This is a genomic window from Glaciimonas sp. GG7, from assembly GCF_052976905.1.
Genome location: NZ_JBRIIQ010000027.1, coordinates 16,000 through 39,734 on the forward strand (window position 1 = coordinate 16,000; position 23,735 = coordinate 39,734).

The following is a 23,735-nucleotide window of genomic DNA, read 5'->3' on the forward strand; positions in this document are numbered from 1 at the left end:
GGTTCTATTGTGGTCAGGCTGCAGTCTGGTGTCCGCCATATTGCAGCCGCTGTAGATATCAAAAGAGTGCGCGGCTTCACTCTCTTTATAAGTAAACATCTCTCTCTTTAGTAGCTCATGGGTGACCCCTATTACCGCCTAAAAGGGTTCATGGGTGAGCCCTTTTCGACTTATACACAGCTCATGGGTGATCGGTGTCACCGGTGGGCTGTGTATAAGTCCCTGGCGCGATTGCACCCACATTTTTAAGCAGAACAACTAATTGCTCTCTTAAACCTGGTTGGATTTGGTCTAATGTCGCCTGGAGGTTGAAAACTACGCCGCCACTAGCGACATGATTAACGTTGACCTGTAATCTCTCGATATGAACAATGCTCGCGTTCTTCATATCGCGGCTCCGCAAAGCGCTTTTCAAATCGGCGACGGACTCCCTCACCGTTGAGGGCTTGTAGTCCCAAGTCGCCTTAGCAGTATTGTTTCCAGATTCATCCTGGATTTCCACAATTTCATGTATCCGATAATGATTGGAGCATCCAATTAGCGAGCTCGAGATATAACCGAACGACACAAGATCTTTGATGAGCCGTTTAACCTGCGAGACTGACATGCCCGATTGCTTAGCGATTTTTTCATGGCTGGGAAATGCATCACCGGTGTGATAATTGCTGTGCGCTTTGATGACGAGATAGACCTTCAGCGATGAACCTGTCATTTCCGCAAGTCCCCCTCCATCAATCATCGAGCGGAAAAAATGAAACCACTGCGTTTCCGCTTGAAAAAGTTCACCTTGAGGTTTGGCGGGAGTCATTTCACCACCTGGCTTGACTCGCCGATTTGGGACAATGCCTCGATCACTTGTAACGTGCGGAAATATACACGGCGACCAAATTTGACGCGAGTTGGTCGCAAAATACGCGACATCTCATTATCCGAGCACAAACTAATGCGCAAACCTTCTGCGCTTCGATGGAGTATTTCGGCCAACTGACCAATTGTCATGTATGGGCCAAACTTGCCGAGCAAAAGTTCTTCTGTAGTCATAGCCTTGGTTACCGTAATGTTTCGTTTTATTACGAATGTACAAGGCATAATCTATAGACCTTCACCACCACCTGTCAAATGCAAGTCATTGATTTAAAAGACAAAATTTAAATTCTTGTATCGACAATATTGCTAGTTTTGTAGCGACAATTTTTAATGTTTTGTTGGACAGTTTTTCGGAAAATTCAATTAAATCAAGCACAAAGAGAAAACACGGACATTTGTTTTCATCTTCGATTTATGGCGGAATTATTGTTTTGTATCAATTTGTAACGGACTGTTTATCCTTATTCATCTTGCAATCTATCGAGTTTTTTCACCAAATCTTCCGCGCGCAAATGCGTGTATCTCCGCAACATTTGCATGGACTTGTGGCCACTTATCGACGCTACTTCCTGATCGCTTAATCCAGCTTCAACCAATCTGCTGACGGCCTCATGCCGTAAGTCGTGAAAATGGAGGTCTACAAATCCAAGCGATTTTTTGATATCTCCCCAGATTTTCTTAAATTGGTACGGGCTTCGCTTGCCGTCCTTTCCCGGCTCACCAAAAAATACTAAGTCGATACCGCTAGGACGAAGGGGATTTTCCAACGCTGTTTTGAAGACCTCAGTTGCGACGCGAGTGAGTGGCACAGTGCGGGACGAATCATTTTTTGTATCGCTCAGACGCACTACACGCCGTTTAAGATCGACGTGGGAACGGCGTATGCCGAGAATTTCTGACTGTCGCATACCAGTTTCTATCGCGATCATTACGATCCATCCCAGCATGGGGTTGCTGTGCTGTTTGACGGTGTTGAGTAACTGCTCCTGCTCCGTGACTGTTAAGCGGCGGTCACGCCCTTCTCCCGGGCTTGGCTTGCGAATATTTACCACCGGGTTGTATGTGATACCGAGCCCCCATTCTTGGGTGGCAATCGTAAATAGATGACTTAACAGGGCGAGCTCAATGCGTACCGTATTGTTTGCCTTCCCGTCAGCGAGTCGCTGATCTCTGTAAGACGCGACCAGCTCACTGCTTACGGCTGCGAGAGAATATTTACCAAAGAATTTATCCAGATGTTTTGCGGAGCCGGCCTCACTACTTTGGGTCTTCAGCTTTTTCGTCGTGGAGACTTCAGCGATATAACGTTTGAGCGCCGCGCCAAAGGTCATTCGTTCAGAGGGTGATCGAGAAATAAAAACGCCACGTACCATTTCATCTTCGGTCCGACGCGACCAGTCATCGGCGTCGCGCTTTGTGCGAAAAGTCTTGGAAGTTGTTGGCCAGCCGATCTTGCGAATGAGTGCCTTCCAGGTACCGGAAGGGGTCTTAACGATGGTTGCCATTTGGCCTTTGCGGATGCTGAGTGTACTGATACTGTACTTTTAGCGTTCCACAAAAGCAAATGCCTCCTGTGGAGTCCACGGGAGGCATTGTAAATATTGGTGCTGACTGCAGGACTTGAACCCGCCACCCCCTGATTACAAGTCAGGTGCTCTACCAGATGAGCTAAGTCAGCAAAACTGCAAGAACCGAATTATACATTACTTAATTCTGGTTAGGGTAGGTCTTACGCCTTTTTTTGGTGGTTCCGGATCTTTTTCTGGATCGGTTTCGCCTGCATTATTTCCAGAATATGTACCTGTAGATGGTACTGAGGTAAGTGTCGGTACGATCACCATCGGAGGACTCTTAGGAGATGGATTTTTTTCTTCAGCCTCCGGTCCTTTGGCTTCCGTTTTCTTCGTCATCTCGAACGCCATACCCTGGCCATTTTCACGTGCGTAAATCGCGATAACATTGTCTACGGGTACAAAAATTTCCCGAGAGACTCCGCCAAACCGCGCACTAAAAGTCACAGAATCGTTATCCATTTTCAGGCCGCTCGTCGCTTCAAAACTAATGTTGAGGACGATCTCGCCATTCTTAACAAACTGTTGCGGCACTTGGGTACTTGCATCAACCTGAGCAGCAATATGAGGCGTGAAGCCGTTATCGGTACACCATTCGTAAATGGCACGTAACAAGTAGGGTTTAGTAGAGGTTTCAGACATCATCAATACGAAGAAAATACAAATATGAATTGAGGTTTGGTATGGGCATGAAGCCACATAACGACTTGCAAGACCAGGATACTGGAATTGTGTTGAAACAGTTGACAAAACCATCCAGAACTACATCGTGCAACTGCCAGAGCACTAGCTTAGCAACTGCACGATTTGACTGTTGATTACTTCTTACGATCAACGACGCATGACCTTTTCGGATGGTGTCAATGCTTCAATATAGGCTGGGCGCGAGAAAATACGCTCAGCATATTTCATCAGAGGCGCGGCCGTCTTCGACAATTCGATACCATAGTGATCCAAGCGCCATAATAACGGTGCAATCGCCACGTCAAGCATCGAAAATTCGTCACCCAACATGTATTTATTCTTCAAGAACAAAGGTGCAAGCGTCGTCAGGCGATCACGAATTTCTCCACGTGCAACTTGATGACTCTTATCTGCGCCCTTGGTTTTTTCATTTTCCAGGACGTGAACGTGAACAAACAATTCTTTCTCAAAATTGAATAGCATCAAACGGGCGCGGGCACGCATCAACGGATCTGCCGGCATCAGTTGCGGATGCGGGAAGCGCTCATCAATATACTCATTGATGATGTTGGATTCATACAAAATCAAATCACGCTCAACCAGAATCGGCACCTGGCCGTAAGGATTCATGGTTGAAATATCTTCGGGCTTGTTGAACAGATCAACATCGCGAATTTCAAAGTCCATGCCTTTCTCGAATAAGACGAGACGGCAGCGTTGCGAAAATGGGCAGGTTGTACCTGAATAGAGAACCATCATTTTTATAGTTCCTTAAAAACAAAGGAGTGAGACGCTATACGCCCCTCCCCTAAAACGCATACCCGCAAAAACGCGGGCATGATGAATATTATTTCACCTCTTTCCAGTACGACGCATTCAAGCGCCATGCCAGAACGAAGAATAGCCCGAGGAATAACAGAACCCACACACCCAAACGCTTACGGGTATTTTGTGATGGTTCTCCCATCCACTCAAGGTAGGACACCAGATTTGCGACGGCGGTATCGTACTCCAAAGGCGTCATTTTTCCTGGTGTGAGTTGCTCAAACTTAGAAAATTTATGTTCGATCCGATCTTCTTCCTCCGGATCTTTCACGTCGACGAACTTGGCAGTACGAACACCTTCGAGTTCCCATAACACATGGGGCATCGCAACGTTCGGGAATACCATATTGTTCCAGCCAGTTGGACGGGTATCGTCCTTGTAGAAAGTACGCAAATAGGTATAGAGCCAATCGGGACCGGAACCAGCCTCAGATGCTTTGGCACGTGCAATGACGCTCAGATCTGGCGGTGCGACGCCAAACCATTCTTTACCATCCTTATGCGTCATCGCAACATGCATCAAATCGCCCACCTTATCGCTGGTAAATAGCAAGTTGGTTTTGATTTGATCTTCAGTAAGACCAATATCGCGAAGGCGGTTATAACGCATCGAGGATGCCGAGTGGCAATTCAAACAGTAATTCACAAACAGCTTGGCACCACTTTGCAAGGCCGACATATCCTTGGTGCGATCCGGTGCTTTATCGAGCGGATAACCACCTTCAGCGGAAAAAGCCAACGCCGGTAGTAGCACAAGAGTCGCAATCAAACTTTTTAGCAATTTCATTTTATGTCCTCTGTGCGGCTTAGTGCGGATGATAAGTAACGCGATCGGGCACTTGTTTAAAGGTCCCCATTGCGCTCCACCATGGCATCAACAAGAAGAAGCCAAAGTAAATGAAAGTACACACTTTCGATACGACAGCACCAATAGCTGACGGCGGTTGTACGCCCAGATATCCGAGAATTACGAAAGTAATCCCAAACAGGATATAGACATATTTATGCCAACTTGGACGATAACGTATCGACTTGACTTTAGAGTGATCCAACCAAGGCAAACCAGCCAGGATAACCACTGAAACGCCCATCATCACCACGCCAAAGAACTTCGCATCGAAAATAAACATCGCACCGATAATTACCAGACCAACGACTGTGGCAATGACTTTGACAAGAGAAGCCAGATTAGATTTCAACCACAGCAACGCTACAAAAGCAGCAACACCAGCTTGCAGATAGATAACGAAGTCCGAAGTCACCGCACGCAGAATCGAATAGTACGGAGTGAAGTACCAGACCGGGGCGATGTGCGGAGGTGTTTTGAGTGAGTCAGCTGGAACAAAGTTGTTGTATTCGAGGAAATAACCACCCATTTCAGGACCGAAAAACACAACAGTACTGAACACGATCAGGAACACGGCAACCGCCATGATATCGTGCACCGAATAGTATGGATGGAAAGGAATGCCATCCAACGGAATGCCATTTGCATCCACGGTATCTTTGATTTCCACACCATCAGGATTGTTCGAGCCAACTTCATGCAACGCAATGATGTGCGCGACAACAAGGCCGATCAATACCAACGGAATAGCAATAACGTGGAACGAGAAGAAGCGGTTCAAGGTTGCATCAGAGACAACGTAATCGCCACGAATCCATAGCGACAAATCAGGACCGATGAAAGGAATCGCGCCAAACAGGTTGACGATAACTTGCGCGCCCCAATAAGACATTTGGCCCCATGGCAACAAATAGCCCATGAACGCTTCACCCATCAGACACAAGAAAATACCGACACCAAACAGCCAGACCAACTCACGCGGCTTACGGTAAGAGCCGTATAACAGGCCGCGCACCATATGCAAATAAACGACGATGAAGAATGCCGATGCACCGGTCGAGTGCATGTATCGCACCAGCCAGCCCCAAGGCACATCGCGCATGATGTATTCAACCGAAGCAAATGCCAGCGTTGCGTCTGGTTTGTAATGCATCACCAGAAAAATGCCGGTCACAATCTGAATCACCAGCACTAACAGTGCCAGAGAGCCAAACGCGTACCAAAAGTTAAAATTCTTTGGTGCGTAATATTCAGAAAGATGTGCCTTCCAGGTGGAAGTCAGCGGGAAACGCGCATCAACCCAATTGAGGGCCTTGTCTGCAATCGGCGCGTTGGCCGGCAGCTTCTTTTCGTGGAATGCCATGATTAAGCCTCACCTTTCTCGTCTTTACCAATCAGTATCTTGGTATCCGACAAATACATATGACGCGGAACATCGAGATTGTTTGGTGCAGGCTTATTCTTAAATACGCGACCGGCCAGATCAAAAGTTGAGCCATGGCAGGGGCATAAAAAGCCGCCTTCCCAGTCGTCAGGCAACGAAGTTTGCGCACCAGGCGTAAATTTCGACGATGGCGAACAACCCAAATGCGGACAAATTCCGACTAGCACCAAGGTTGCCTCGTGACCGACGTGACCGCGATTATTCGCTTTATTTTTACAATAGTCAGGGAGATCCATTGTGTACGGCTTAAGCGACTCCGGATCGGCGACTTCAGCAGCGGTATGCTCGAGCCCCTTCATTTGCTCCGGCGTGCGTTTCATGATCCAGACTGGCTTACCGCGCCACTCAAAAACCTTCATCTCGCCAGGTTGAATGCTGGAAATATCTACTTCTACTGGCGCACCTGCAGCTTTGGCCCGCTCGGACGGCTGGAAGGTAGACACAAAGGCCCCCGCTGTAGCCAATCCAGCTACGCCACCCGCCGCACATGTAGCGACAAGCAAACCACGGCGACCTGAATCGACCGGCTTTTCGTTACTCATACCAACCCCAATCAGTCAAAATACGAAACCTGTGTGAAACTTCTAGCAACCCTAGATTATATCGAAGCTGAACGGTGTTTTAAAGGAAATAGATACTATGACTGTCAAATTTACGGAGATTTTTATCCAAATCGTCTAGAAATGGGCACAATCCATGCGTTAACTCAGGCACATATCAATACTTAGATGACGAAAAGCAACACAGCAGTTCGCATAGTGATCAATGTCCGATATAAAATGCACTTTTATTACACCGAACTTTGGAGAAACCCACTATGAGCATGCTCGACGAATTTAAGGCTTTTGCGGTCAAAGGTAACGTCATTGATCTGGCCGTCGGCGTCATTATCGGTGCCGCGTTCGGCAAAATTGTTGACTCTCTTGTGCAAGACATCATCATGCCGATCGTCGGCAGAATTTTTGGCGGCCTTGATTTTTCGAATCACTACCTTCCATTAAATGGACAGGCGATGTCACTGACTCTGGTTGAGGCAAAAAAAGCCGGTGCAGTATTAGCATACGGAAATTTCATCACCATCTTGCTCAACTTTCTCATTCTGGCATTTATCATTTTCCAGATGGTGCGCCTGGTCAATAAAGTCAGAACAGCAACACCGGCAGCTGCAGATCCGGAAAGTACTATCTTGCTGCGTGAAATTCGTGATTCTCTAAAAAATAATAAACTTAACAGTTAAAACACTTTTTCAATACTTTCAAAGCCCGTTAATTAACGGGCTTTTTTATTTCTATCTACATAAAGAGGCATAAAGAAAAGACATAATAAACAGTAACAAGTTGCTCCACCGACAAGCATGCGCTAACCTGTGCCACACCACGCCTCAACAACACCCGCATTAACACCTGCGCAAACACTCTGATTGCTCTTGACGGACTACCCTGACCGTCAGGTGTATCCGGATATAGCAAATGCTGAATCACCCAATATCATGCGAAGGAAATCCAATTGTCTTCCCCTGATCTACAACCGGCACAACTGAAAATCTGGCTTGCCGCCGTTGCCCACAAGGATGCCAGCGCCTTTCGTTCCCTGTATGACGCAACATCATCGAAACTGTTTGGCTTCGCGCTGCGTATATTAGTCAAGCGCGAAGTGGCCGAAGAAGTTTTGCAGGAAAGTTTCATCAATATCTGGAACAACGCCGACAGCTATCAAGCCAGTCTGGCCGCACCAATGACATGGATGACGACCATCGTGCGCAACAAAGCCTTCGATATGTTGCGTCGAACTGACCATGACGTTGAAATTGATGCAGAGACGTTCGACAAAGATGTCCTCACCGCGATGGAAAGCACCGATCCGACGCCGTTAGAAGCGCTGCAATTGAGTGCCGACTCACAGGCCCTCGCGACCTGTCTGGCGCGTCTAGAGGGCTTACATCGCCAAGCAATAGCATTGTCTTTTTATCATGATTTATCGCATAGTGAAGTTGCAGATCAAATGAAGCTCCCCATCGGCACCATCAAAACGTGGATCCGACGCGGATTGGAGCGATTACGGACTTGTCTCGGGAAGCTGGAGCACATTTAATGAATATTCTTCAAAACCAGGCATTAACAGATAAATTAGCAGCAGAGTATGTGCTTGGCACCTTGCGTGGCGGTGCTCGCCGTCGCTTCGAGCGGCATCTGGAGGACAGTGCCGCACTGCGCCTGACGGTGGCCGAATGGCAGGATCGTTTGCACCCGATGGCGCAGCTCGCCCCGGCAGTCAAACCACCGAATAAAGTCTGGCTAGCCATCGAAAAACGCCTTGACTTGCAGCTCATTGCGGCGCGTAAGCGCAAAGCGAATTTCTGGTTGTCGCTACGTGACGATCTCAGTTTCTGGCGTGGATTGGGTATGGTTTCCACTACGGCGGCGTTGATTTTAGTATCGCTGTTGCTGACTAAACAGTTGACACCGATCCCTGTTGCGCCAGTCACCGCCACTGCGGCTGCCACCGCCTACATCGCGATGTTAAGCGACGATAAAGCAACCCCGATTGCCGTCGTCACGGCAGCACAAAATGGCGCAATGGTCGTGAAAGTTATCTCACCGCAATTGGTCGCGGACGATAAAAGCCTGGAATTGTGGGCCGTGCCGAAATCAGGAGAAGGTCCGCCGCGCTCGCTCGGTCTGGTTGCTGCGAATGGTAGCGTGACACTCCCGTTACCCGCCAACGCGACACCGCAATCGATACCTTTACTGGCCGTCACGCTTGAGCCAAAAGGCGGCTCACCTGATCCGCATGGACCTACCGGGCCTGTCGTATTTAAAGGTGCGTGGGTTCAGATTTAGGTTAATTAGCAAAGTATTACAGCGACGCATCGAAAGGTGCGTCGCTTTTTTTAATAATTTAATGATGATTACCCATCGTAATAATCCGCATGCCCAATCGATAGAACACAAAAGCCGTTCCATACCAAAGACGCCGAGGCCATGTAATGTAACCGAAATCCGCCGCCTGGACCTCTACGCCATCGGCGATGCCCATTTCGATTTTCTGTCGCAGCGCTTGTGCGAATTGCGCATCGAAGACCACGACATTCGCTTCCTGATTCACCAATAAGCTCAAACCGTCGTAATTACTCGATCCCACGGTGGCCCATTCTGCATCCACCACCCCCACTTTGGCGTGCAGCGCAGTCTTGCGATATTCAACGATACGGACCCCAGCCTTGAGAAGCTTAGGATAATAAGAATGCGTGACAGCGTCCTGCAAACGATAATGCCCAACCCCCAATAACAACGTCACCTTCACGCCACGCTGCGCAGCAGAAACTAGCGCCTGACGCAGTTTGCGGCCCGGCGCAAAATACGGATTGGCCAGCAGAGCACTTTCACGCGCATGGCCTAAGGCTTGCATGTAAGCGCGTTGAATCGTCCGACGATTACGCAGATTGTCGCGAATCACTAAGCCAGCCAATGCAGCCCCGCGGGTTGCGGCAATCACACTGGTGCGTGTGCGTTTGAACTCATCCCATCGCGCCCGTAATTTCAGCCCACCCAAGCGCATCCACTGCGCCTCCAGCTCAGCATGCACGACAGGAACTAACGGCCCGGTGATGCGTACCGCAAAATCCCAGCGCGGCGCGGGTAATAGTAAATGCTGCACGTCATCAGTAAACATATCGTCATTAATGTTAATACCGCCAACGAAGGCGATTTGGCTATCGACGACACATAACTTACGATGCGTGCGCACGACACCCTTGCGAAACCAGGGATTAAAGACGCGATGCACTATCGTCGTATGCAGAAATGCAGTTTTTAGCATCGTACAATGCGTCCCACCGGTACCCAGCCAATCCGTCACCACCCTGACGGCAACCCCTCTTTTCGCAGCGTTTTTCAACGCATCCCTTACCCGCACGCCGGTCTCATCGGCGGCAAAAATATAGGTTTCCAGATAGATTTCGTCACGCGCCGCATCAATTGCAGCTAGCAACGCAGGAAAGAATTCTGCGCCGCTTTGCAAAAGGTCGATATGGTTATTGGCGCTAAAATTTACCGCGCGCATTGGCGATATAGAAGACGGATCGTCATGGGAAAATCGATTCAGAATGAAGGGTTCGCATTGGTTCGCATTGAAAATGCCGATGCAATATTATTTCAACTGCAATGTTGCCACAATCGGGGCATGATCCGACAACTTGGCCCACGCCGGACCGTGCAACACCTGGGCGGACTCCACGCTAAAGCCACGCAGATAAATCCGATCCAGCCGTAAAAATGGTAGCGCAGCAGGAAACGTACGCGCCGGTTTGATACTCGCGCTAGCGCGCACTTTACCGCTCTGCTCGCGCCCCATCAGTTTACGCAAATAGTAACCAAGCCCACGCGACGCAATATGTTCATCAAAAATTTCAGCCACACCCAGACGCTCGCGCATTAATTCACTCAGGCGATTTCCCCAGTCGTTAAAATCGCCGGCAATAATGAGCGGCGCGTCTGAGGGTGAAGAGCTACGGACCGCCTCAATCAGTGCTGCCGTTTGCCGCCGACGCCCCCCCCCAAACAAACCCAGATGCACTACATAGCAATGGACATCGACTGTTGGCGTTTGCAACACGCAATGCAAAATACCGCGTGCCTCATACGCGTGATCGGATACATCCTGATTGGTCTGCGATGCAATCGGAAACCGACTTAACAAGGCATTCCCATGATGCCCATGGTCATACACGGCATTCATGCCGTAAGCCGCATGATGTGAGTCACCCGCCAGAAAATCTTGCTGCGACTGCTCCGGCCAATGCGCCTCATGTCGGGCTGCCATCAAATCATGCCGCCCTTGCACCTCTTGTAGAAAAAAAATATCTGCTTCCATCAATCCCAACGCTTGCTTTAACGCATGCACGCGCGGGCGACTACCGAAAGAGGAGACGCCTTTATGAATGTTATAGGTCGCAATGCGTATTTTCATGGCTTCTGGATTAAGAAATACTTACCTTATTACATCACGCAAATAATGCGGCAATTGCAATATCGCCTCGGCATTGGATGGAGAAAAACATAAATCAGCAGCCGCTCTGTGCGGCAACCAGCGAAAGTCGACATGCTCACGCGGGGCCAGAGTGACGCCAATATCGGCAGGCACCTGCAAACTAAATACATGCTCAGTATTTTTAGTCACGCCGGGCGCATAACGATGACGCCAGGTCGGATAGATTTCATACACGTTCGAGAGTCGCCAGTCACGCAGATGCGACAACGGCACCTGCCCTGCCTCGCACACGTCACCAGAGGCGACAATGATGCCGGTTTCTTCGGCCACTTCCCGCATCGCAGTCTGTATCAGCGGTTCATCAGAAAAATCTTTGGAGCCGGTGACGGATTGCCAAAAATCGGCATTGTCAGCACGCGCAATCATTAGCACCTGCAAATCAAGAGTATGGATAACAACAAGAACGGATTCGGGGATTTTATACATGCGCAGGACTAATTAAATGATGCTGATTTATTGACGGGATAGTCAGAAGTAACGTGAGAGGTTCTCTGTATCAGGATGCAATATTGCGCAAGAAACACAACTACATTAACAATTAAGTTAACAAGGTCCAACTATAAACCGATTTCTCACACCCATAGAAAAAGCGCGGCTTTCCGCGCTTTTTCTATGTCCGACGCACAATAAACAAGCTGCATTTATTGTACGAATTACGATACGACTTTAACCTCCGGTGCACGCAGACGAATATGCAGCTCTTTTAACTGCTTTTCCTCCACCACCGACGGCGCTTGCGTCAACAAACATTGCGCACGTTGCGTTTTAGGGAAGGCAATCACATCACGAATCGATTCAGCACCAGTCATCATCGTGACGATACGATCGAGGCCGAACGCCAGACCACCGTGCGGCGGCGCGCCGTATTGCAACGCATCGAGCAAGAAACCGAATTTCAGTTGCGCTTCTTCAGCATCGATCTTCAGCGCACGGAACACCTTGCTCTGCACTTCAGCGCGATGAATACGGATTGATCCGCCGCCCAGCTCCCAACCATTCAAGACCATGTCATAGGCTTTTGCGATGCACTTGCCCGGATCGGTTTCCAGATAGTCTTCATGCCCGTCTTTTGGTGCGGTGAACGGATGATGGCAAGCACTCCAACGGTCACCCTCTTCATCGTATTCAAACATCGGAAAATCAACCACCCAAAGCGGACGCCATACATCGTCGAACAAACCGACTTTTTTACCAAACTCGCTATGCCCGATTTTTACACGCAATGCGCCGATGGCATCGTTGACTACTTTGGCCTTATCGGCACCAAAGAAAATCAGATCGCCATCTTCTGCACCGGTTTGCTCCAAAATTTGCGCCAATGCTGCATCGTGCAGATTTTTTACAATCGGCGATTGCAAGCCATCACGGCCTTTGGCTTTTTCATTAATCTTGATATACGCCAGACCACGTGCACCATAAATGGCGACGAACTGGGTATACGCATCAATTTCCGAGCGTGGCATCGCAGCGCCGCCAGGCACGCGCAAACCGACCACGCGACCGTTTTCCATATTCGCCGCGCCCGAGAAGACCTTGAAATCAACGTCTTTCATGACGTCGGTCAGGTCCGTGAATTGCAGCTTGACGCGCATATCCGGCTTGTCCGAACCGTACAACGCCATCGCCTCAGAAAACGGCATGACCGGGAACGGATTCGGCAAATCAATATCGAGTGCATTCTTGAATATCAGACGCATCATGCCTTCAAACATGTCGCGGATTTCTTGCTCCGACATGAACGATGTTTCGCAGTCGATCTGGGTAAATTCAGGCTGACGATCGGCACGCAAATCTTCATCGCGGAAGCATTTTGTGATTTGATAATAACGGTCGAAGTTAGCCACCATCAGCAACTGTTTAAACAATTGCGGCGACTGTGGCAACGCAAAGAAATGTCCTGCATTGACGCGTGAAGGGACCAGATAATCGCGCGCGCCTTCTGGTGTCGATTTGGTCAGCATCGGCGTTTCGATATCGATGAAACCATTCGCGTCCAGAAACTTACGCACTTCCATCGTCACCTTGTAACGCAGGCGCAGATTGTTTTGCATTTGCGGACGGCGCAAGTCCAGTACGCGATGCGTCAAGCGGGTTGTTTCCGACAGATTATCGTCATCCAACTGGAACGGCGGCGTAACAGAAGGGTTAAGCACTTCCAGCGTCTGCGCCACCACTTCGATCTTGCCGGATTTCAAATTACTGTTGACCGTGCCGTCCGGGCGGTGACGCACCACGCCAGTGATGCGCAGACAAAATTCATTGCGCACGACTTCCGCATTTTTGAAGACATCAGCTTCTTCAGGATTGCAGACCACTTGCACCAGACCTTCACGGTCGCGCAGGTCGATAAAAATCACGCCGCCGTGGTCACGACGACGATGCACCCAGCCGCACAGGCTAACGGTCTGATCAAGAAGTGCCTCAGTGGTGAGGCCGCAATAATGGGTTCGCATGGACATATTCAAGTCTTCCAAAGTTCAGGTGTAGATGTAAGGTTACTGAGGTAATGTTACTGAGATGCTATAAGTGATAAAACCGACGTAGGTGACTAATGCACTACCGCGTCGTCTGATCAGGTTCGGCAATCCGTTTTTTATCCAGATGCTCAGGCGGGGAAACAACGCCCATCGATATGATGTATTTCAAGGCTTCATCAACGCTCATGTTGAGTTCAACCGTATCGGCACGCGGCACCATCAGAAAAAATCCGGAGGTCGGGTTTGGCGTCGTCGGAATATAAATGCTGACGTAATCGCCCACCAAATGATTTTTGACATCGCCGCCGGGAATACCGGTCAAAAATGCAATCGTCCACGATCCCTTGCGGGGATACTCGACCAGCAAAGCCTTACGAAAGGCATTCCCGGACGAAGAAAATAAGGTATCCGAGACTTGCTTGACGCTGGAATAAATAGAATTGACAACCGGGATACGCGTCAACACAGCTTCCCACACGGCAACAACCTGGCGACCGATAAAGTTATGCGTTGCCAGGCCGGTCAAAAAAATGATCAACAACGTCAAAATCGTACCGAGGCCTGGGATATTGAATCCAATTAACGCCTTGGGCCGCCATTCCATCGGCAGAAACAACAGCGACTGATCCATCGTCCCAATTATCAGGTTGAGCACCCATAGCGTAATCGCAAGAGGAACTAAGACTAGTAGGCCGGTAATGAAATATTTACGCATGACTCTCTTTTATGTGAGCGTTGCAGCTGCGCCCAGGACAAAGTACCAAGGTGGTTGGCGCAAAATACTGTCAGGTTGCTGCCGGTGTAGATGCTTTACTCGGCGTAGCGCTGGCGGTCGTTGTGCTCGGGGCGGCAGGTGCACTCGCTCCACTAGCTGGCGCTACGCTGGCCGCCGGAGTTGCCGCAGCACTCTCGGTCGTTGATGTTGATGCCGATGCCGACGAAGATCCCTCGTCACTTGCGCCTTTCGATGCCCCACCAGTAGCGGCACCGCCACGGAAGTCAGTCACGTACCAACCCGTGCCCTTGAGCTGAAAACCGGCGGCGGTCACTTGTTTCTTAAAGGACTCTTTTTGGCAGGTCGGGCAGACGGTCAACTGCGCGTCGGACATCTTTTGCAAGACATCCTTAGCAAAACCGCACTCGTCGCAGCGATAGGCATAAATTGGCATGGTGAACTTCCGCAAAAAGCGTGTAAAACCCTGAATTATAGAGGTTTTTTCGGAAGTTACCCCGCCGCGATTCTGACCTTGGCAATGGGAAGAGCAAATCCGGGACAGCCATCAAAGGCAGCCATCCGACACACCCCTTAAACCCGCCTCAACGCGCCCGGATCTCGGTCCATATACGGTTCAATGCGCGGCGTTGTTTTCCGGTGAGATCTTTTAACATTTCCAGTTTAGTCACGGTTTCCTTTGCCGGGAAAATCGCTGTGTTGTGCGCAATTTCCGGCTTGATGTATTGGGCCGCATCCGCATTCGGGTTACCGGTGCCGATCAAATTAGTCAGTTCAGCGGCATTTTTGCCATCAAGCATAAAGTTAATAAACTTCAGCGCCAGATCCGGGCGCGGCGCATCTTTATGTATCACCATGCTATCGAGCGCCAATACCGCCCCCTCTTTTGGCAACGCTGCGCGAATATGAAATGTGCGATTGGCTTTTTGCGCATCAACATCGGCCTGGAAGATGTCGCTCGAATAACCATGTACCACCCACACATTGCCAACGGTCAACTCCTTAATGTAGCTCGTGCCATTAAACGCAGCCCAATACGGTTTGGCGCGCAAAATCACATTTTTAGCCTCTTCCCAGTGTTTCTCGTCGGTATCGTTGGCCGAATAGCCGCGATATTTCAACGCGGCGGCCATCAACTCATTGGCCGAATCGAGGACCGTGACCCGGCCTTTGATTTTAGCCAGAATCGCCGGGTCAAAAATGGTCGCCCAACTATCGACCGGAATCCCCAGTTCTTTGACTTTTTGCTCGTTATAACCCAGCAGCGTGATGGTGTAGGCATACGGCACCGAATATTGATTCCCCTTATCGAAATCGGTATTCATATACGCCGGATTCACACTCTTCAGATTCGGCAATTGCGCCTTGTCCAGCGGCTTCAATGCCTTTTGCTTGATCAAGGCGTCCAGCGCGTTGCCGGTCGGCACAATGATGTCGTAGCCTTTGGCACCGGCGGCTAGTTTGGCTAACATTTCTTCATTGTCGCCGTAGTAAGTCTGGACCACTTTGCACTTGCATGAGGCTTCAAAGCGCTGCACGGTTTCCGCGGCAATGTAGTTGTTCCAGTTATACAAATGCAATTCATCGGCGGCTTGAGACGTACCAACGACACCGGCAAGCAGAAACGCAACGCTGGCAAACATGTTTTTCATAGCGATCCTTGAGAATAGAATTAAGAAGACGAACGCAGCGCACTCGGGGCCAGCTTCGAAGCAACAATAATCAAAAACAATGTCAGCCCCATCAATAAGGTGGAGACCGCATTGACTTCCGGCGTGACAGCAATCTTGATCATGGAATAAATTTGCAACGGCAAGGTTGACGCATTCGCACCAGCGGTAAAGAAAGTAATCACAAAATCATCAATCGACAAAGTAAACGCCATCAACGCGCCAGCCAACACACCCGGCATGATCAACGGCAACGTCACCAGACGAAAAGCCTGCAGCGGCGTGGCACCGCAATCGCGCGCCGCTTCGGTCAAACTTTCATCCATGCCCGACAAGCGCGAGCGCACCACAATGGCGACAAACCCGATGCAAAACGCAATATGCGCCAACGTAATCGACACCAGACCCAAGGTGATATTGAGCATGACAAAGAAAATCAGCAACGACACGCCAATCAGAATTTCGGGGATCGCAATCGGCGTCAACACCAGCAACGGCAATAGTTTGAGCTTGTAACGATGCATCGCAAAACCGGCCATCGTACCCAGCACCGTCGCCACAGCACTGGCGATCAAGGCGATCAATAACGAATTACCCGCCGCGCTTAACATCTCATCGTGATGCAACAGTTTGCGATACCAGTCCAACGTAAAGCCTACCCACTCCGCGTTCAGGGTCGAATCGTTAAACGAGTACACCATCACAATAATGAGCGGCAAGTACAAAAAGGCGTAGACCGCCACCGCAACGGTCCATAGCGCGTAGGTACGCTTATTTATCCGCTTGAAATCAATCATCCTGGATTCACCCTTTACCCTTCGCGCCGTGGTCGGGAAACCAATACGGCCAAGCCCGCCACCGCCAGCGCCGCAACCGTCAACACAATCGACAACACGCTGCCAAAAGGCCAATCGCGGGTTTCCAAAAATTGCTGTTTGATGACGTTACCGATCATCATCCCGCCAGTGCCGCCCAGGATGTCCGACACCGCAAAGATCCCCAACGCGGGAATAAACACCAGCGCCGCACCAGCATAAACACCCGGCAACGACAGCGGAAAAGTAATCCGCCAAAACCGCTGCCAGGCCGACGCTCCCAAATCCTGCGCCGCGTCCAGCAAGGCCGGATCATGCTTTTCAAGATTGGCGTAGAGCGGCAGCACCATGAACGGCAAATGCACGTAGACCAAGCCAACGATCACTGAAAACGCCGTGAACAACAACGTCACCGGCTGCACGCCAAACACACCCAGCACCGCATTAAGCGCACGCGTCAAACCCGATTGCGGCCCCAGAATAATCATCCACGCATACACTCGGATCAAAAAATTGCTCCAGAACGGCAGGATGACCAACAAAATCAGCAAATCCCGATGTTTTTTAGCGCTACGCGCAATCAGCACCGCCAACGGATAGGCCATGATCAGACAGAAAAAAGTCGTGATCGATGCGTACATCAGCGACTTCAAAAAGATCGCCGTATAGATAAAATCGGAAAAAAAGCGGGTGTAGTTCTCAATGGTCAGATCGAGCTTACCGACCTCATCGAAGATCGGTGCCAAACCACCGTAATCGCCTGCATAGCGAAACGATGCAAACACCATAATCAAACTAGGGATCGCAAAGAAGACCAGCAAATACACCAGCGGCGGGCCACTGATTAACCAACGCGCCAAGCGGTTGCGCGAGGATGCGGATGGGCTCTCCGGCTTATTCATACAAAAAATGCCCCGCGCCAAAGTCCCATGCCACATCAACGGTATCGCCGACTTCAAAAAATTTGGCACGGCCGACCGTCGAATTGGCCAGCAATGCTTGTATCGTGGCCCCGGCTTCGGTTTGTACGACATACACCGTGACGTCGCCCAGATACAAAAATTCTTTGATATAGCCCTTGAAATGATTTTCTGCGTTATGCGCGCTGATGGCAGCGCTAATCTTGATTTGCTCCGGGCGAAGCGCCAATGTTCCCTTGCGACAGGCCCGCGCATCCGACGGTAGCACGGCGGTGACCGGCCCCAAGCCCGACACCGTGAGTTGCATCGTTGTGCCATTGATCTCAGCAATCGCGCCATCAAACAAATTACAGGTCCCGATAAAATCAGCGACAAAACGTGTTTTCGGATAACTATAAATCCGCGACGGTTCATCCAATTGCTCGACCCGCCCGTGATTCAACACCGCAATCCGATGCGACAAGGCCAGCGCCTCGGTCTGATCGTGGGTCACGTAGACGAAAGTAATGCCGACCTCTTTTTGCAGATTGATCAGTTCAATCTGCATTTGCTCGCGCAATTTGGCATCCATCGCCGAGAGCGGCTCATCGAGTAATAACAATTTGGGACGCGACACCAACGCACGCGCAACCGCTACCCGCTGACGCTGACCGCCGGACAACTCGTGCGGATAACGTGCACCAAAACCGCTCAAACGCACGTCTTCCAGCGCTGCTATGACTTTTTGTTTGATGTCTGAAGGGGGCATTTTCGCCATCTTGAGCGGAAAAGCGATATTCGCGCTCACCGTCATATGTGGAAACAAGGCGTAGTTTTGAAAGACGGTGCACACCGGACGCTGCTCGGGTGGGCGGCCCACCAAATCGACACCATCGAGCATGATTTGCCCGGCATCCGGCAAATCGAACCCGGCGATCATGCGCAGCAGCGTGGTTTTGCCGCAGCCCGATGGGCCGAGCAAGGTAAAGAATTCACCTGCCTCTATCGACAAACACATATTATCAACGGCAGTAAAGTCGCCAAATCGGCGGCTAACGTTACGAATTTCGAGCAAAGCCATGTCTTTTTGACCCGGAAAGCAAAGCGCCGATTGTAGCAAAAATGATCTTATTTACAGCGTGGATTGAGAGAAAAAACCACGGCTTGCTCAAAGACGACGCCAAACTTGCCAACGCTCTTTACCGTCGAAGACCGGAATAGAATCGGTCACCGGCTGATCTTCTTGCAATGCAAAATACGGCAGCAATAATTGTTCCAGCTCAACCCGATCAATACCGAACGGCGGACCTTTGGGTTGCGTATCAAAAAAGAAAAAACCCGCCAACATCGCTCCCGGCGGCAATAATGCGGCCCAGCGCTGCACAACCGCAGGGCGCATTGCTGGCGGCAACGCACACAAAAACGCCCTTTCATAGATCAAGCCGAGCGGCTTAGTCGGCGCAAACGCAAAGAAATCAGCCTGCTCTACGTGAGCGCCCCAAGGCCCCAGTACCGCCTGCGCTGCGCCAACCGCTGCGGCAGAGAAATCAATCGCGGTCACATCCCAACCGGCATTGGCCAGATAAGCCACCTCGTAGCCGACGCCGCATCCTGGAATCAACGTCACCGCTGGGGTGCTGCGTTGGATGTAGTCCTGCAACGCCAAAGGTACGCCGCCCTTATCCCAGGGCATGAAAGCCTGCGTAAAACGCTCGCTCCAAAAGTCTGGCGTGGACGGGTCGCGCGATGTGAACGACGGAGTCGATTGTGATTTTGGTATGGTCATCGGAGATTAGCCAGCAAAGAACAAAAACCCCCAACGCTGGAAAATCAGCGTCAGTAATATTCCGCCCATCAATCCGCCGCCAAAATACACCACCACGCCGAGTAAATGATTGGTTCTTTTTTGCTCCGCAAGCGAGCGCAACATCAGTTCGTTTTGGAAATTTTGCGGACCATCCGCCGCTTGCGACAACACTTTATGGATCAAGCGCGGCAACTGCGGCAGCAATTGGCTGTAACGCGGCGCTTCGATTTTCAGATGCTGGACCAAGCCGCGCCAGCCGACTTGCTCGCTCATCCAGCGCTCCAGATACGGCTTGGCGGTTTTCCACAAATCGAGCTCCGGGTCCAACTGTCGCCCAAGGCCCTCAACGTTAAGCAAAGTCTTTTGCAGTAATACCAGCTGCGGCTGGACTTCAATATTGAAACGGCGCGAAGTCTGGAACAGTCGGAGCAAGACCTGGCCGAACGAAATATCTTTCAGAGGCCTGTCGAAAATCGGCTCGCAACAAGCACGTACGGCTGACTCAAGTTCATCGACACGGGTTTCTTTAGGTGCCCAGCCCGACTCAATATGCGCTTCGGCCACGCGTTTGTAATCGCGCCGAAAAAATGCCAGGAAATTTTGCGACAGGTAGTCTTTATCAAAGTCATTCAGTGTGCCGACGATACCGAAATCGAGCGCGATATAACGACCAAACGTGGCGGGAGCTACCGACACCAAAATGTTTCCCGGATGCATATCGGCGTGAAAGAAGCCATCCCGAAATACCTGGGTAAAGAAAATCTCAACCCCATCGCTGGAGAGCTTTTTCATATCCACGCCAGCCGCTTCCAAACGCGCTAACTGCGAAATGGGAATGCCGTGCATGCGCTCCATCACGATCACCGATGACGAGCAATAATCCCAGAACATCTCCGGCACCATCAGCAAGTCAGAATCGGCAAAATTGCGACGTAGCTGGCTGCCGTTGGCGGCCTCGCGCATCAGATCGAGTTCGTCGTGCAAGTATTTATCGAACTCGCCGACGACTTCGCGCGCCTTCAAACGCTTGCCTTCGGACCATAATTTTTCCAGCAAATCAGCGGCTAAATGCATCAACGCCACATCTTCATCGATGGATTTTTTCATACCCGGACGCAGCACCTTGACCGCCACTTCGCGCCCATCTTTGAGCGTCGCAAAATGGACTTGGGCAATCGATGCCGACGCCACCGGCTCGCGCTCGAAACTGGCGAACAGTTGATCGGGATGCGCTTTCAGGGATTGCACAATTTGCGCAATCGCGAGGTCGGAGCTGAACGGCGGGACCCGGTCTTGCAAACTGGCTAAAGCATCGACCATATCGCCCGGCAACAAATCGCGACGGGTCGAGAGCACCTGACCGAATTTAACGAAAATCGGCCCCAGTTCTTCCAACGCCTTGCGTAAGCGTTCGCCACGGGGCGCAGACAGATCGCGCCAAAATAGTAGCGAATTGACGCACTTTGAAATGCGCGGGGTGTTTAGCGCCGACATCGCAATATCGTCTAAACCGTACCGTGTCGCGACCCGTACAATTTTGAGAATCCGTATGAATTTTAGAAACATTGATGTCTGACTTTCAACTTAAGTTTTTGCATTATGCGTACGTTCGATGCGCTCTACACGCTTGATCAAGCGCTCCAGATCATCGCGTAAGGTCGTGACCGCCTCGGTAAATTCGGTAACGGCATGCGGGCGGACCAGCAGCGGCTGCTCGTCGAGAAAATATTCGGCCAGATTTTCTGCCAGTTTTTTTTGCGTGCTTTGCAGGGCCAACACGGTTGCCTTAGCTCCGGCGACCACCCGCACTGCGGCAATATCGCCGATCAACTTACTCAAATCGTGTTCGGCATCCCAGCGCAGACCAAGGCCGACTTGCGAAATCGCATTCGCCAGATCGGCATCGCCCTCAATGGTGACGTAGGAAAATGCCCGTTCAGGATTCTGCGCCATCAACAGCAGATCGGACAACTTCAGTCGTATCGTGACATTCGGCGCGACTTCGGCTGGCGGCAACTGCAACAAGCCGTCATCCGTGATTTGCCATTTGAGGGCCAGTGCGCCGCCATCGATACAAGCGATCTTGCCAGCGTGCGCGGCCAGCTTGCGCGTAGCCCACGGCTCTTGGGCGAGCAGATGATTGACCGCTGCAGTGATGGGGGTGAAATTTAATGGAGGGATCATGGCGTATAGGTCACACTGGGTCACAATAGGTCACAAAACAAAACCGCCCGTGAAAATTCACGGGCGGTCCAAGTTTAGCAGAGCGGTTCAGAACTGATGATGCAATGGTCCGATTAATTTACTTGCTGAATCCCTGCCAAAATCCAACCACCGTGGCCGTCTACTGGCTTAGACAAATTCCACACCTCAGTAAACGGCTCCGCAGAGGCGTCCGGGGCTTCTTTAATCAGGCCACTGAATTTAACGCTGGCAAGATGATCATTACCCACCGTTTCAATGCCCATCAACTCGCCGTCAAGCTGCACGACGTCGGTATTGTTGGCAGAAGCGCCACGCTCCTGTATTTGCATTCTTAATTCGGCATACATTTCCGGCGTGGTGAACTCGCGAATATCGTTGATATCGGCCTTGTCCCACGCCGCTTGCAGGCGAATGAAATACGTCTTGGCGCTACGCACAAAACCCGGCACATCGAAATCCGCCGGAATGCCCCACGGCGCGGCAGAGTGCACCGGCGTAGCTTGATTTTGGAATACAGCAGGACGCGGCGGTTCAATGCGAGAGCCGATCTCTGGCGTATATCCGCCATTGTTACTGGCCGCGCTATCGTTGATGTCGTTACGCGAATAGGTGTCTGAATAAGGGCCTGCGGGTGCAGCAGCGCTGCTCTTACGCATGACCATGCGCACCACAAAAATCACCACAAACGCCAACAAAGCCATCATCAAAAATGATCCGGCAGCGCCGCCAAGGCCAAAATGCGACATCAACGCGCCCAGACCTAACCCTAATAAAGCACCGCCAAGTATGCCTTTCCACGGACTAGCCGGTTTAGGCGTCATGCCAGGCGCGGCAGCGGGAGCGGCTGGACGGGCCTGACTGGCATTCGGACTTTGCTGCATCGGGCTACTCGGGACCGAGCGTGAAATCCCGGACGACTGCTTACCGAACGAGCCGCCGCCGCCCAAACGTCGGGCGTCTGCATTCGACAGCGTCAACGAAAAAGCACTCAGGACCAACATCAGTACGACAAATATTTTTTTCATACCGCCTCCAGGCAGGGTTCTACAGCTTGATCCCGGTATGCAATGCAGCCACACCAGCGGTTAAATTAAAGTACTGCACGCGCGCAAGTCCGGCGTCTTGCATCATCTGTTTCAGGGTTTCCTGATCCGGATGCATGCGGATTGATTCCGCCAGATAACGATAACTCTCCGCATCGTTGGCAATTTTTTTGCCCAACCACGGCAATACTGAAAAGGAATACACGTCATAGGGCTTCTTAAGTTGCTCGCAGACTTTGGAAAATTCCAGCACCAGCAATTTGCCCCCCGGCTTGAGAACCCGGCGCATTTCTGATAGTGCCACATCCTTGTGCGTCATATTGCGCAAACCGAAAGCGACTGAGACCCGATCAAAATAATTATCGGGAAACGGTAATTTTTCAGCATCGCACAACAACGTGGGGGTAGACAGACCGGCATTGAAAACGCGGTCGCGCCCGACCCGCAGCATCGACTCATTAATATCAGTGAGCCAAACCTGGCCCGTCGGACCAGCGCGTTTGGCAAAGGCCTTCGCCAGATCGCCCGTGCCGCCAGCAATATCAAGCACTTTAAAGCCGGGCCGGATCGCCGCCTGTGCAACTGTGAAGGCTTTCCAGAGGCGGTGCATGCCAGCCGACATCAGATCGTTCATGACGTCGTATTTAGCGGCGACCGAGTGAAAAACCTCGGCGACTTTGTGGACTTTATCGTCTTCAGAGACAGTTTTGTAACCGAAATGGGTAGTGTTGGTCATGGTATCAACCTTGTTAGAGCAGGCCGCATTATACAAGCCCGAATCTTGATCTTGTTATCACAC

General features: G+C 50.8%; 26 protein-coding genes and 1 tRNA gene. 3 read left to right on the forward strand and 24 right to left on the reverse strand.

The window, feature by feature from the left end; genetic code table 11:
• Nucleotides 1-181: 181 nt before the first annotated feature.
• From ACVBEF_RS08835 to petA, 9 genes are all read right to left on the reverse strand, one after another.
• Complete coding sequence (locus ACVBEF_RS08835; RefSeq protein WP_447123569.1) at nt 182-808, reverse strand: helix-turn-helix domain-containing protein; 627 nt, start codon at nt 806-808, stop codon at nt 182-184.
• A complete protein-coding gene (locus ACVBEF_RS08840; RefSeq protein ID WP_168053691.1) occupies nt 805-1,041 on the reverse strand; it encodes a plasmid-related protein in 237 nt (78 codons plus the stop codon). Before ACVBEF_RS08840 ends, ACVBEF_RS08835 begins: the two co-directional genes overlap by 4 nt.
• Before the next feature lie 287 nt (nt 1,042-1,328).
• The gene (locus tag ACVBEF_RS08845) at nt 1,329-2,372 is read right to left on the reverse strand and encodes a tyrosine-type recombinase/integrase (RefSeq protein ID WP_447123570.1); all 1,044 of its coding nucleotides are present in this window, start codon (nt 2,370-2,372) and stop codon (nt 1,329-1,331) included.
• Nucleotides 2,373-2,469: 97 nt separating this feature from the next.
• Nucleotides 2,470-2,545, reverse strand: a tRNA-Thr gene (locus tag ACVBEF_RS08850).
• 25 nt (nt 2,546-2,570) lie between these two features.
• Entirely contained in the window at nt 2,571-3,080 is a 510-nt protein-coding gene (locus ACVBEF_RS08855; protein ID WP_447123599.1) for a ClpXP protease specificity-enhancing factor, read from the reverse strand.
• A gap of 189 nt (nt 3,081-3,269) precedes the next feature.
• On the reverse strand, nt 3,270-3,881 hold the full coding sequence (locus tag ACVBEF_RS08860; RefSeq protein ID WP_447123571.1) for a glutathione S-transferase N-terminal domain-containing protein: 612 nt from the start codon (nt 3,879-3,881) through the stop codon (nt 3,270-3,272).
• A gap of 88 nt (nt 3,882-3,969) precedes the next feature.
• Nucleotides 3,970-4,734 (reverse strand): cytochrome c1, encoded by a 765-nt coding sequence (locus ACVBEF_RS08865; protein WP_447123572.1) that lies wholly within the window; start codon nt 4,732-4,734, stop codon nt 3,970-3,972.
• A gap of 19 nt (nt 4,735-4,753) precedes the next feature.
• Nucleotides 4,754-6,160, reverse strand: coding sequence for a cytochrome b (locus ACVBEF_RS08870; RefSeq protein ID WP_447123600.1), 1,407 nt, complete (start codon nt 6,158-6,160; stop codon nt 4,754-4,756).
• On the reverse strand, nt 6,160-6,780 hold the full coding sequence (gene petA, locus ACVBEF_RS08875; RefSeq protein WP_447123573.1) for a ubiquinol-cytochrome c reductase iron-sulfur subunit: 621 nt from the start codon (nt 6,778-6,780) through the stop codon (nt 6,160-6,162). Before petA ends, ACVBEF_RS08870 begins: the two co-directional genes overlap by 1 nt.
• Before the next feature lie 275 nt (nt 6,781-7,055).
• On the opposite strand from petA, the gene mscL reads away from it, so the two are divergent.
• The 3 genes from mscL (at nt 7,056) to ACVBEF_RS08890 (ending at nt 9,078) form a co-directional block, all read left to right on the forward strand.
• The gene (gene mscL, locus ACVBEF_RS08880) at nt 7,056-7,475 is read left to right on the forward strand and encodes a large conductance mechanosensitive channel protein MscL (protein ID WP_447123574.1); all 420 of its coding nucleotides are present in this window, start codon (nt 7,056-7,058) and stop codon (nt 7,473-7,475) included.
• Nucleotides 7,476-7,744: 269 nt separating this feature from the next.
• Nucleotides 7,745-8,329 carry an RNA polymerase sigma factor gene (locus tag ACVBEF_RS08885; protein ID WP_447123575.1) on the forward strand — a complete coding sequence of 195 codons (585 nt, stop codon included), beginning with the start codon at nt 7,745-7,747 and terminating at the stop codon, nt 8,327-8,329.
• Nucleotides 8,329-9,078 (forward strand): anti-sigma factor, encoded by a 750-nt coding sequence (locus ACVBEF_RS08890; RefSeq protein ID WP_447123576.1) that lies wholly within the window; start codon nt 8,329-8,331, stop codon nt 9,076-9,078. Before ACVBEF_RS08885 ends, ACVBEF_RS08890 begins: the two co-directional genes overlap by 1 nt.
• 58 nt (nt 9,079-9,136) lie before the next feature.
• Here the strand turns inward: ACVBEF_RS08890 and ACVBEF_RS08895 are convergent, their stop codons facing one another.
• From ACVBEF_RS08895 to ubiE, 15 genes are all read right to left on the reverse strand, one after another.
• The gene (locus ACVBEF_RS08895) at nt 9,137-10,300 is read right to left on the reverse strand and encodes a phospholipase D-like domain-containing protein (protein WP_447123577.1); all 1,164 of its coding nucleotides are present in this window, start codon (nt 10,298-10,300) and stop codon (nt 9,137-9,139) included.
• Nucleotides 10,301-10,387: 87 nt separating this feature from the next.
• Nucleotides 10,388-11,206: an endonuclease/exonuclease/phosphatase family protein gene (locus ACVBEF_RS08900; RefSeq protein WP_447123578.1), complete on the reverse strand. Its 819-nt coding sequence runs from the start codon at nt 11,204-11,206 to the stop codon at nt 10,388-10,390.
• Nucleotides 11,207-11,227: 21 nt separating this feature from the next.
• Nucleotides 11,228-11,713 (reverse strand): dihydroneopterin triphosphate diphosphatase, encoded by a 486-nt coding sequence (gene nudB / locus ACVBEF_RS08905; protein WP_447123579.1) that lies wholly within the window; start codon nt 11,711-11,713, stop codon nt 11,228-11,230.
• A gap of 227 nt (nt 11,714-11,940) precedes the next feature.
• Nucleotides 11,941-13,746 carry an aspartate--tRNA ligase gene (gene aspS / locus ACVBEF_RS08910; RefSeq protein ID WP_447123580.1) on the reverse strand — a complete coding sequence of 602 codons (1,806 nt, stop codon included), beginning with the start codon at nt 13,744-13,746 and terminating at the stop codon, nt 11,941-11,943.
• A gap of 97 nt (nt 13,747-13,843) precedes the next feature.
• Nucleotides 13,844-14,479: a DUF502 domain-containing protein gene (locus ACVBEF_RS08915; RefSeq protein ID WP_447123581.1), complete on the reverse strand. Its 636-nt coding sequence runs from the start codon at nt 14,477-14,479 to the stop codon at nt 13,844-13,846.
• 70 nt (nt 14,480-14,549) lie between these two features.
• Nucleotides 14,550-14,933, reverse strand: coding sequence for an FmdB family zinc ribbon protein (locus tag ACVBEF_RS08920; RefSeq protein WP_447123582.1), 384 nt, complete (start codon nt 14,931-14,933; stop codon nt 14,550-14,552).
• A 148-nt stretch (nt 14,934-15,081) separates the two neighbouring features.
• Nucleotides 15,082-16,149 (reverse strand): ABC transporter substrate-binding protein, encoded by a 1,068-nt coding sequence (locus ACVBEF_RS08925; protein ID WP_447123583.1) that lies wholly within the window; start codon nt 16,147-16,149, stop codon nt 15,082-15,084.
• A gap of 20 nt (nt 16,150-16,169) precedes the next feature.
• A complete protein-coding gene (locus ACVBEF_RS08930) occupies nt 16,170-17,078 on the reverse strand; it encodes an ABC transporter permease (RefSeq protein ID WP_447123584.1) in 909 nt (302 codons plus the stop codon).
• Nucleotides 16,979-17,884: an ABC transporter permease gene (locus ACVBEF_RS08935; RefSeq protein WP_447123585.1), complete on the reverse strand. Its 906-nt coding sequence runs from the start codon at nt 17,882-17,884 to the stop codon at nt 16,979-16,981. Before ACVBEF_RS08935 ends, ACVBEF_RS08930 begins: the two co-directional genes overlap by 100 nt.
• On the reverse strand, nt 17,877-18,962 hold the full coding sequence (locus tag ACVBEF_RS08940) for an ABC transporter ATP-binding protein (RefSeq protein WP_447123586.1): 1,086 nt from the start codon (nt 18,960-18,962) through the stop codon (nt 17,877-17,879). Before ACVBEF_RS08940 ends, ACVBEF_RS08935 begins: the two co-directional genes overlap by 8 nt.
• 87 nt (nt 18,963-19,049) lie before the next feature.
• Nucleotides 19,050-19,667 (reverse strand): methyltransferase, encoded by a 618-nt coding sequence (locus tag ACVBEF_RS08945; RefSeq protein ID WP_447123587.1) that lies wholly within the window; start codon nt 19,665-19,667, stop codon nt 19,050-19,052.
• A 6-nt stretch (nt 19,668-19,673) separates the two neighbouring features.
• On the reverse strand, nt 19,674-21,254 hold the full coding sequence (gene ubiB / locus ACVBEF_RS08950; RefSeq protein WP_447123588.1) for a ubiquinone biosynthesis regulatory protein kinase UbiB: 1,581 nt from the start codon (nt 21,252-21,254) through the stop codon (nt 19,674-19,676).
• Nucleotides 21,255-21,272: 18 nt separating this feature from the next.
• Entirely contained in the window at nt 21,273-21,872 is a 600-nt protein-coding gene (locus ACVBEF_RS08955) for a ubiquinone biosynthesis accessory factor UbiJ (protein ID WP_447123589.1), read from the reverse strand.
• 113 nt (nt 21,873-21,985) lie between these two features.
• Nucleotides 21,986-22,918: a Tim44 domain-containing protein gene (locus tag ACVBEF_RS08960; protein ID WP_447123590.1), complete on the reverse strand. Its 933-nt coding sequence runs from the start codon at nt 22,916-22,918 to the stop codon at nt 21,986-21,988.
• Nucleotides 22,919-22,937: 19 nt separating this feature from the next.
• Nucleotides 22,938-23,672, reverse strand: a complete 735-nt coding sequence (ubiE, locus tag ACVBEF_RS08965) for a bifunctional demethylmenaquinone methyltransferase/2-methoxy-6-polyprenyl-1,4-benzoquinol methylase UbiE (RefSeq protein ID WP_447123591.1) — start codon at nt 23,670-23,672, stop codon at nt 22,938-22,940.
• Nucleotides 23,673-23,735: the final 63 nt, after the last annotated feature.

Bases quoted from the DNA above. Each gene is read 5' to 3' on its own strand.
- nudB (WP_447123579.1), bottom strand. From the start codon at position 11,713: ATGTATAAAATCCCCGAATCCGTTCTTGTTGTTATCCATACTCTTGAT.
- ACVBEF_RS08840 (WP_168053691.1), bottom strand. From the start codon at position 1,041: ATGACTACAGAAGAACTTTTGCTCGGCAAGTTTGGCCCATACATGACA.
- ACVBEF_RS08900 (WP_447123578.1), bottom strand. From the start codon at position 11,206: ATGAAAATACGCATTGCGACCTATAACATTCATAAAGGCGTCTCCTCT.
- ACVBEF_RS08845 (WP_447123570.1), bottom strand. From the start codon at position 2,372: ATGGCAACCATCGTTAAGACCCCTTCCGGTACCTGGAAGGCACTCATT.
- ACVBEF_RS08855 (WP_447123599.1), bottom strand. From the start codon at position 3,080: ATGTCTGAAACCTCTACTAAACCCTACTTGTTACGTGCCATTTACGAA.
- ACVBEF_RS08890 (WP_447123576.1), top strand. From the start codon at position 8,329: ATGAATATTCTTCAAAACCAGGCATTAACAGATAAATTAGCAGCAGAG.
- ACVBEF_RS08940 (WP_447123586.1), bottom strand. From the start codon at position 18,962: ATGGCTTTGCTCGAAATTCGTAACGTTAGCCGCCGATTTGGCGACTTT.
- ACVBEF_RS08925 (WP_447123583.1), bottom strand. From the start codon at position 16,149: ATGAAAAACATGTTTGCCAGCGTTGCGTTTCTGCTTGCCGGTGTCGTT.
- ACVBEF_RS08895 (WP_447123577.1), bottom strand. From the start codon at position 10,300: ATGCGCGCGGTAAATTTTAGCGCCAATAACCATATCGACCTTTTGCAA.
- ACVBEF_RS08920 (WP_447123582.1), bottom strand. From the start codon at position 14,933: ATGCCAATTTATGCCTATCGCTGCGACGAGTGCGGTTTTGCTAAGGAT.
- ACVBEF_RS08915 (WP_447123581.1), bottom strand. From the start codon at position 14,479: ATGCGTAAATATTTCATTACCGGCCTACTAGTCTTAGTTCCTCTTGCG.
- ACVBEF_RS08865 (WP_447123572.1), bottom strand. From the start codon at position 4,734: ATGAAATTGCTAAAAAGTTTGATTGCGACTCTTGTGCTACTACCGGCG.
- ACVBEF_RS08860 (WP_447123571.1), bottom strand. From the start codon at position 3,881: ATGATGGTTCTCTATTCAGGTACAACCTGCCCATTTTCGCAACGCTGC.
- ACVBEF_RS08960 (WP_447123590.1), bottom strand. From the start codon at position 22,918: ATGAAAAAAATATTTGTCGTACTGATGTTGGTCCTGAGTGCTTTTTCG.
- ubiE (WP_447123591.1), bottom strand. From the start codon at position 23,672: ATGACCAACACTACCCATTTCGGTTACAAAACTGTCTCTGAAGACGAT.
- ACVBEF_RS08835 (WP_447123569.1), bottom strand. From the start codon at position 808: ATGACTCCCGCCAAACCTCAAGGTGAACTTTTTCAAGCGGAAACGCAG.
- aspS (WP_447123580.1), bottom strand. From the start codon at position 13,746: ATGTCCATGCGAACCCATTATTGCGGCCTCACCACTGAGGCACTTCTT.
- ACVBEF_RS08945 (WP_447123587.1), bottom strand. From the start codon at position 19,667: ATGACCATACCAAAATCACAATCGACTCCGTCGTTCACATCGCGCGAC.
- mscL (WP_447123574.1), top strand. From the start codon at position 7,056: ATGAGCATGCTCGACGAATTTAAGGCTTTTGCGGTCAAAGGTAACGTC.
- ubiB (WP_447123588.1), bottom strand. From the start codon at position 21,254: ATGTTTCTAAAATTCATACGGATTCTCAAAATTGTACGGGTCGCGACA.
- ACVBEF_RS08955 (WP_447123589.1), bottom strand. From the start codon at position 21,872: ATGATCCCTCCATTAAATTTCACCCCCATCACTGCAGCGGTCAATCAT.
- petA (WP_447123573.1), bottom strand. From the start codon at position 6,780: ATGAGTAACGAAAAGCCGGTCGATTCAGGTCGCCGTGGTTTGCTTGTC.
- ACVBEF_RS08935 (WP_447123585.1), bottom strand. From the start codon at position 17,884: ATGAATAAGCCGGAGAGCCCATCCGCATCCTCGCGCAACCGCTTGGCG.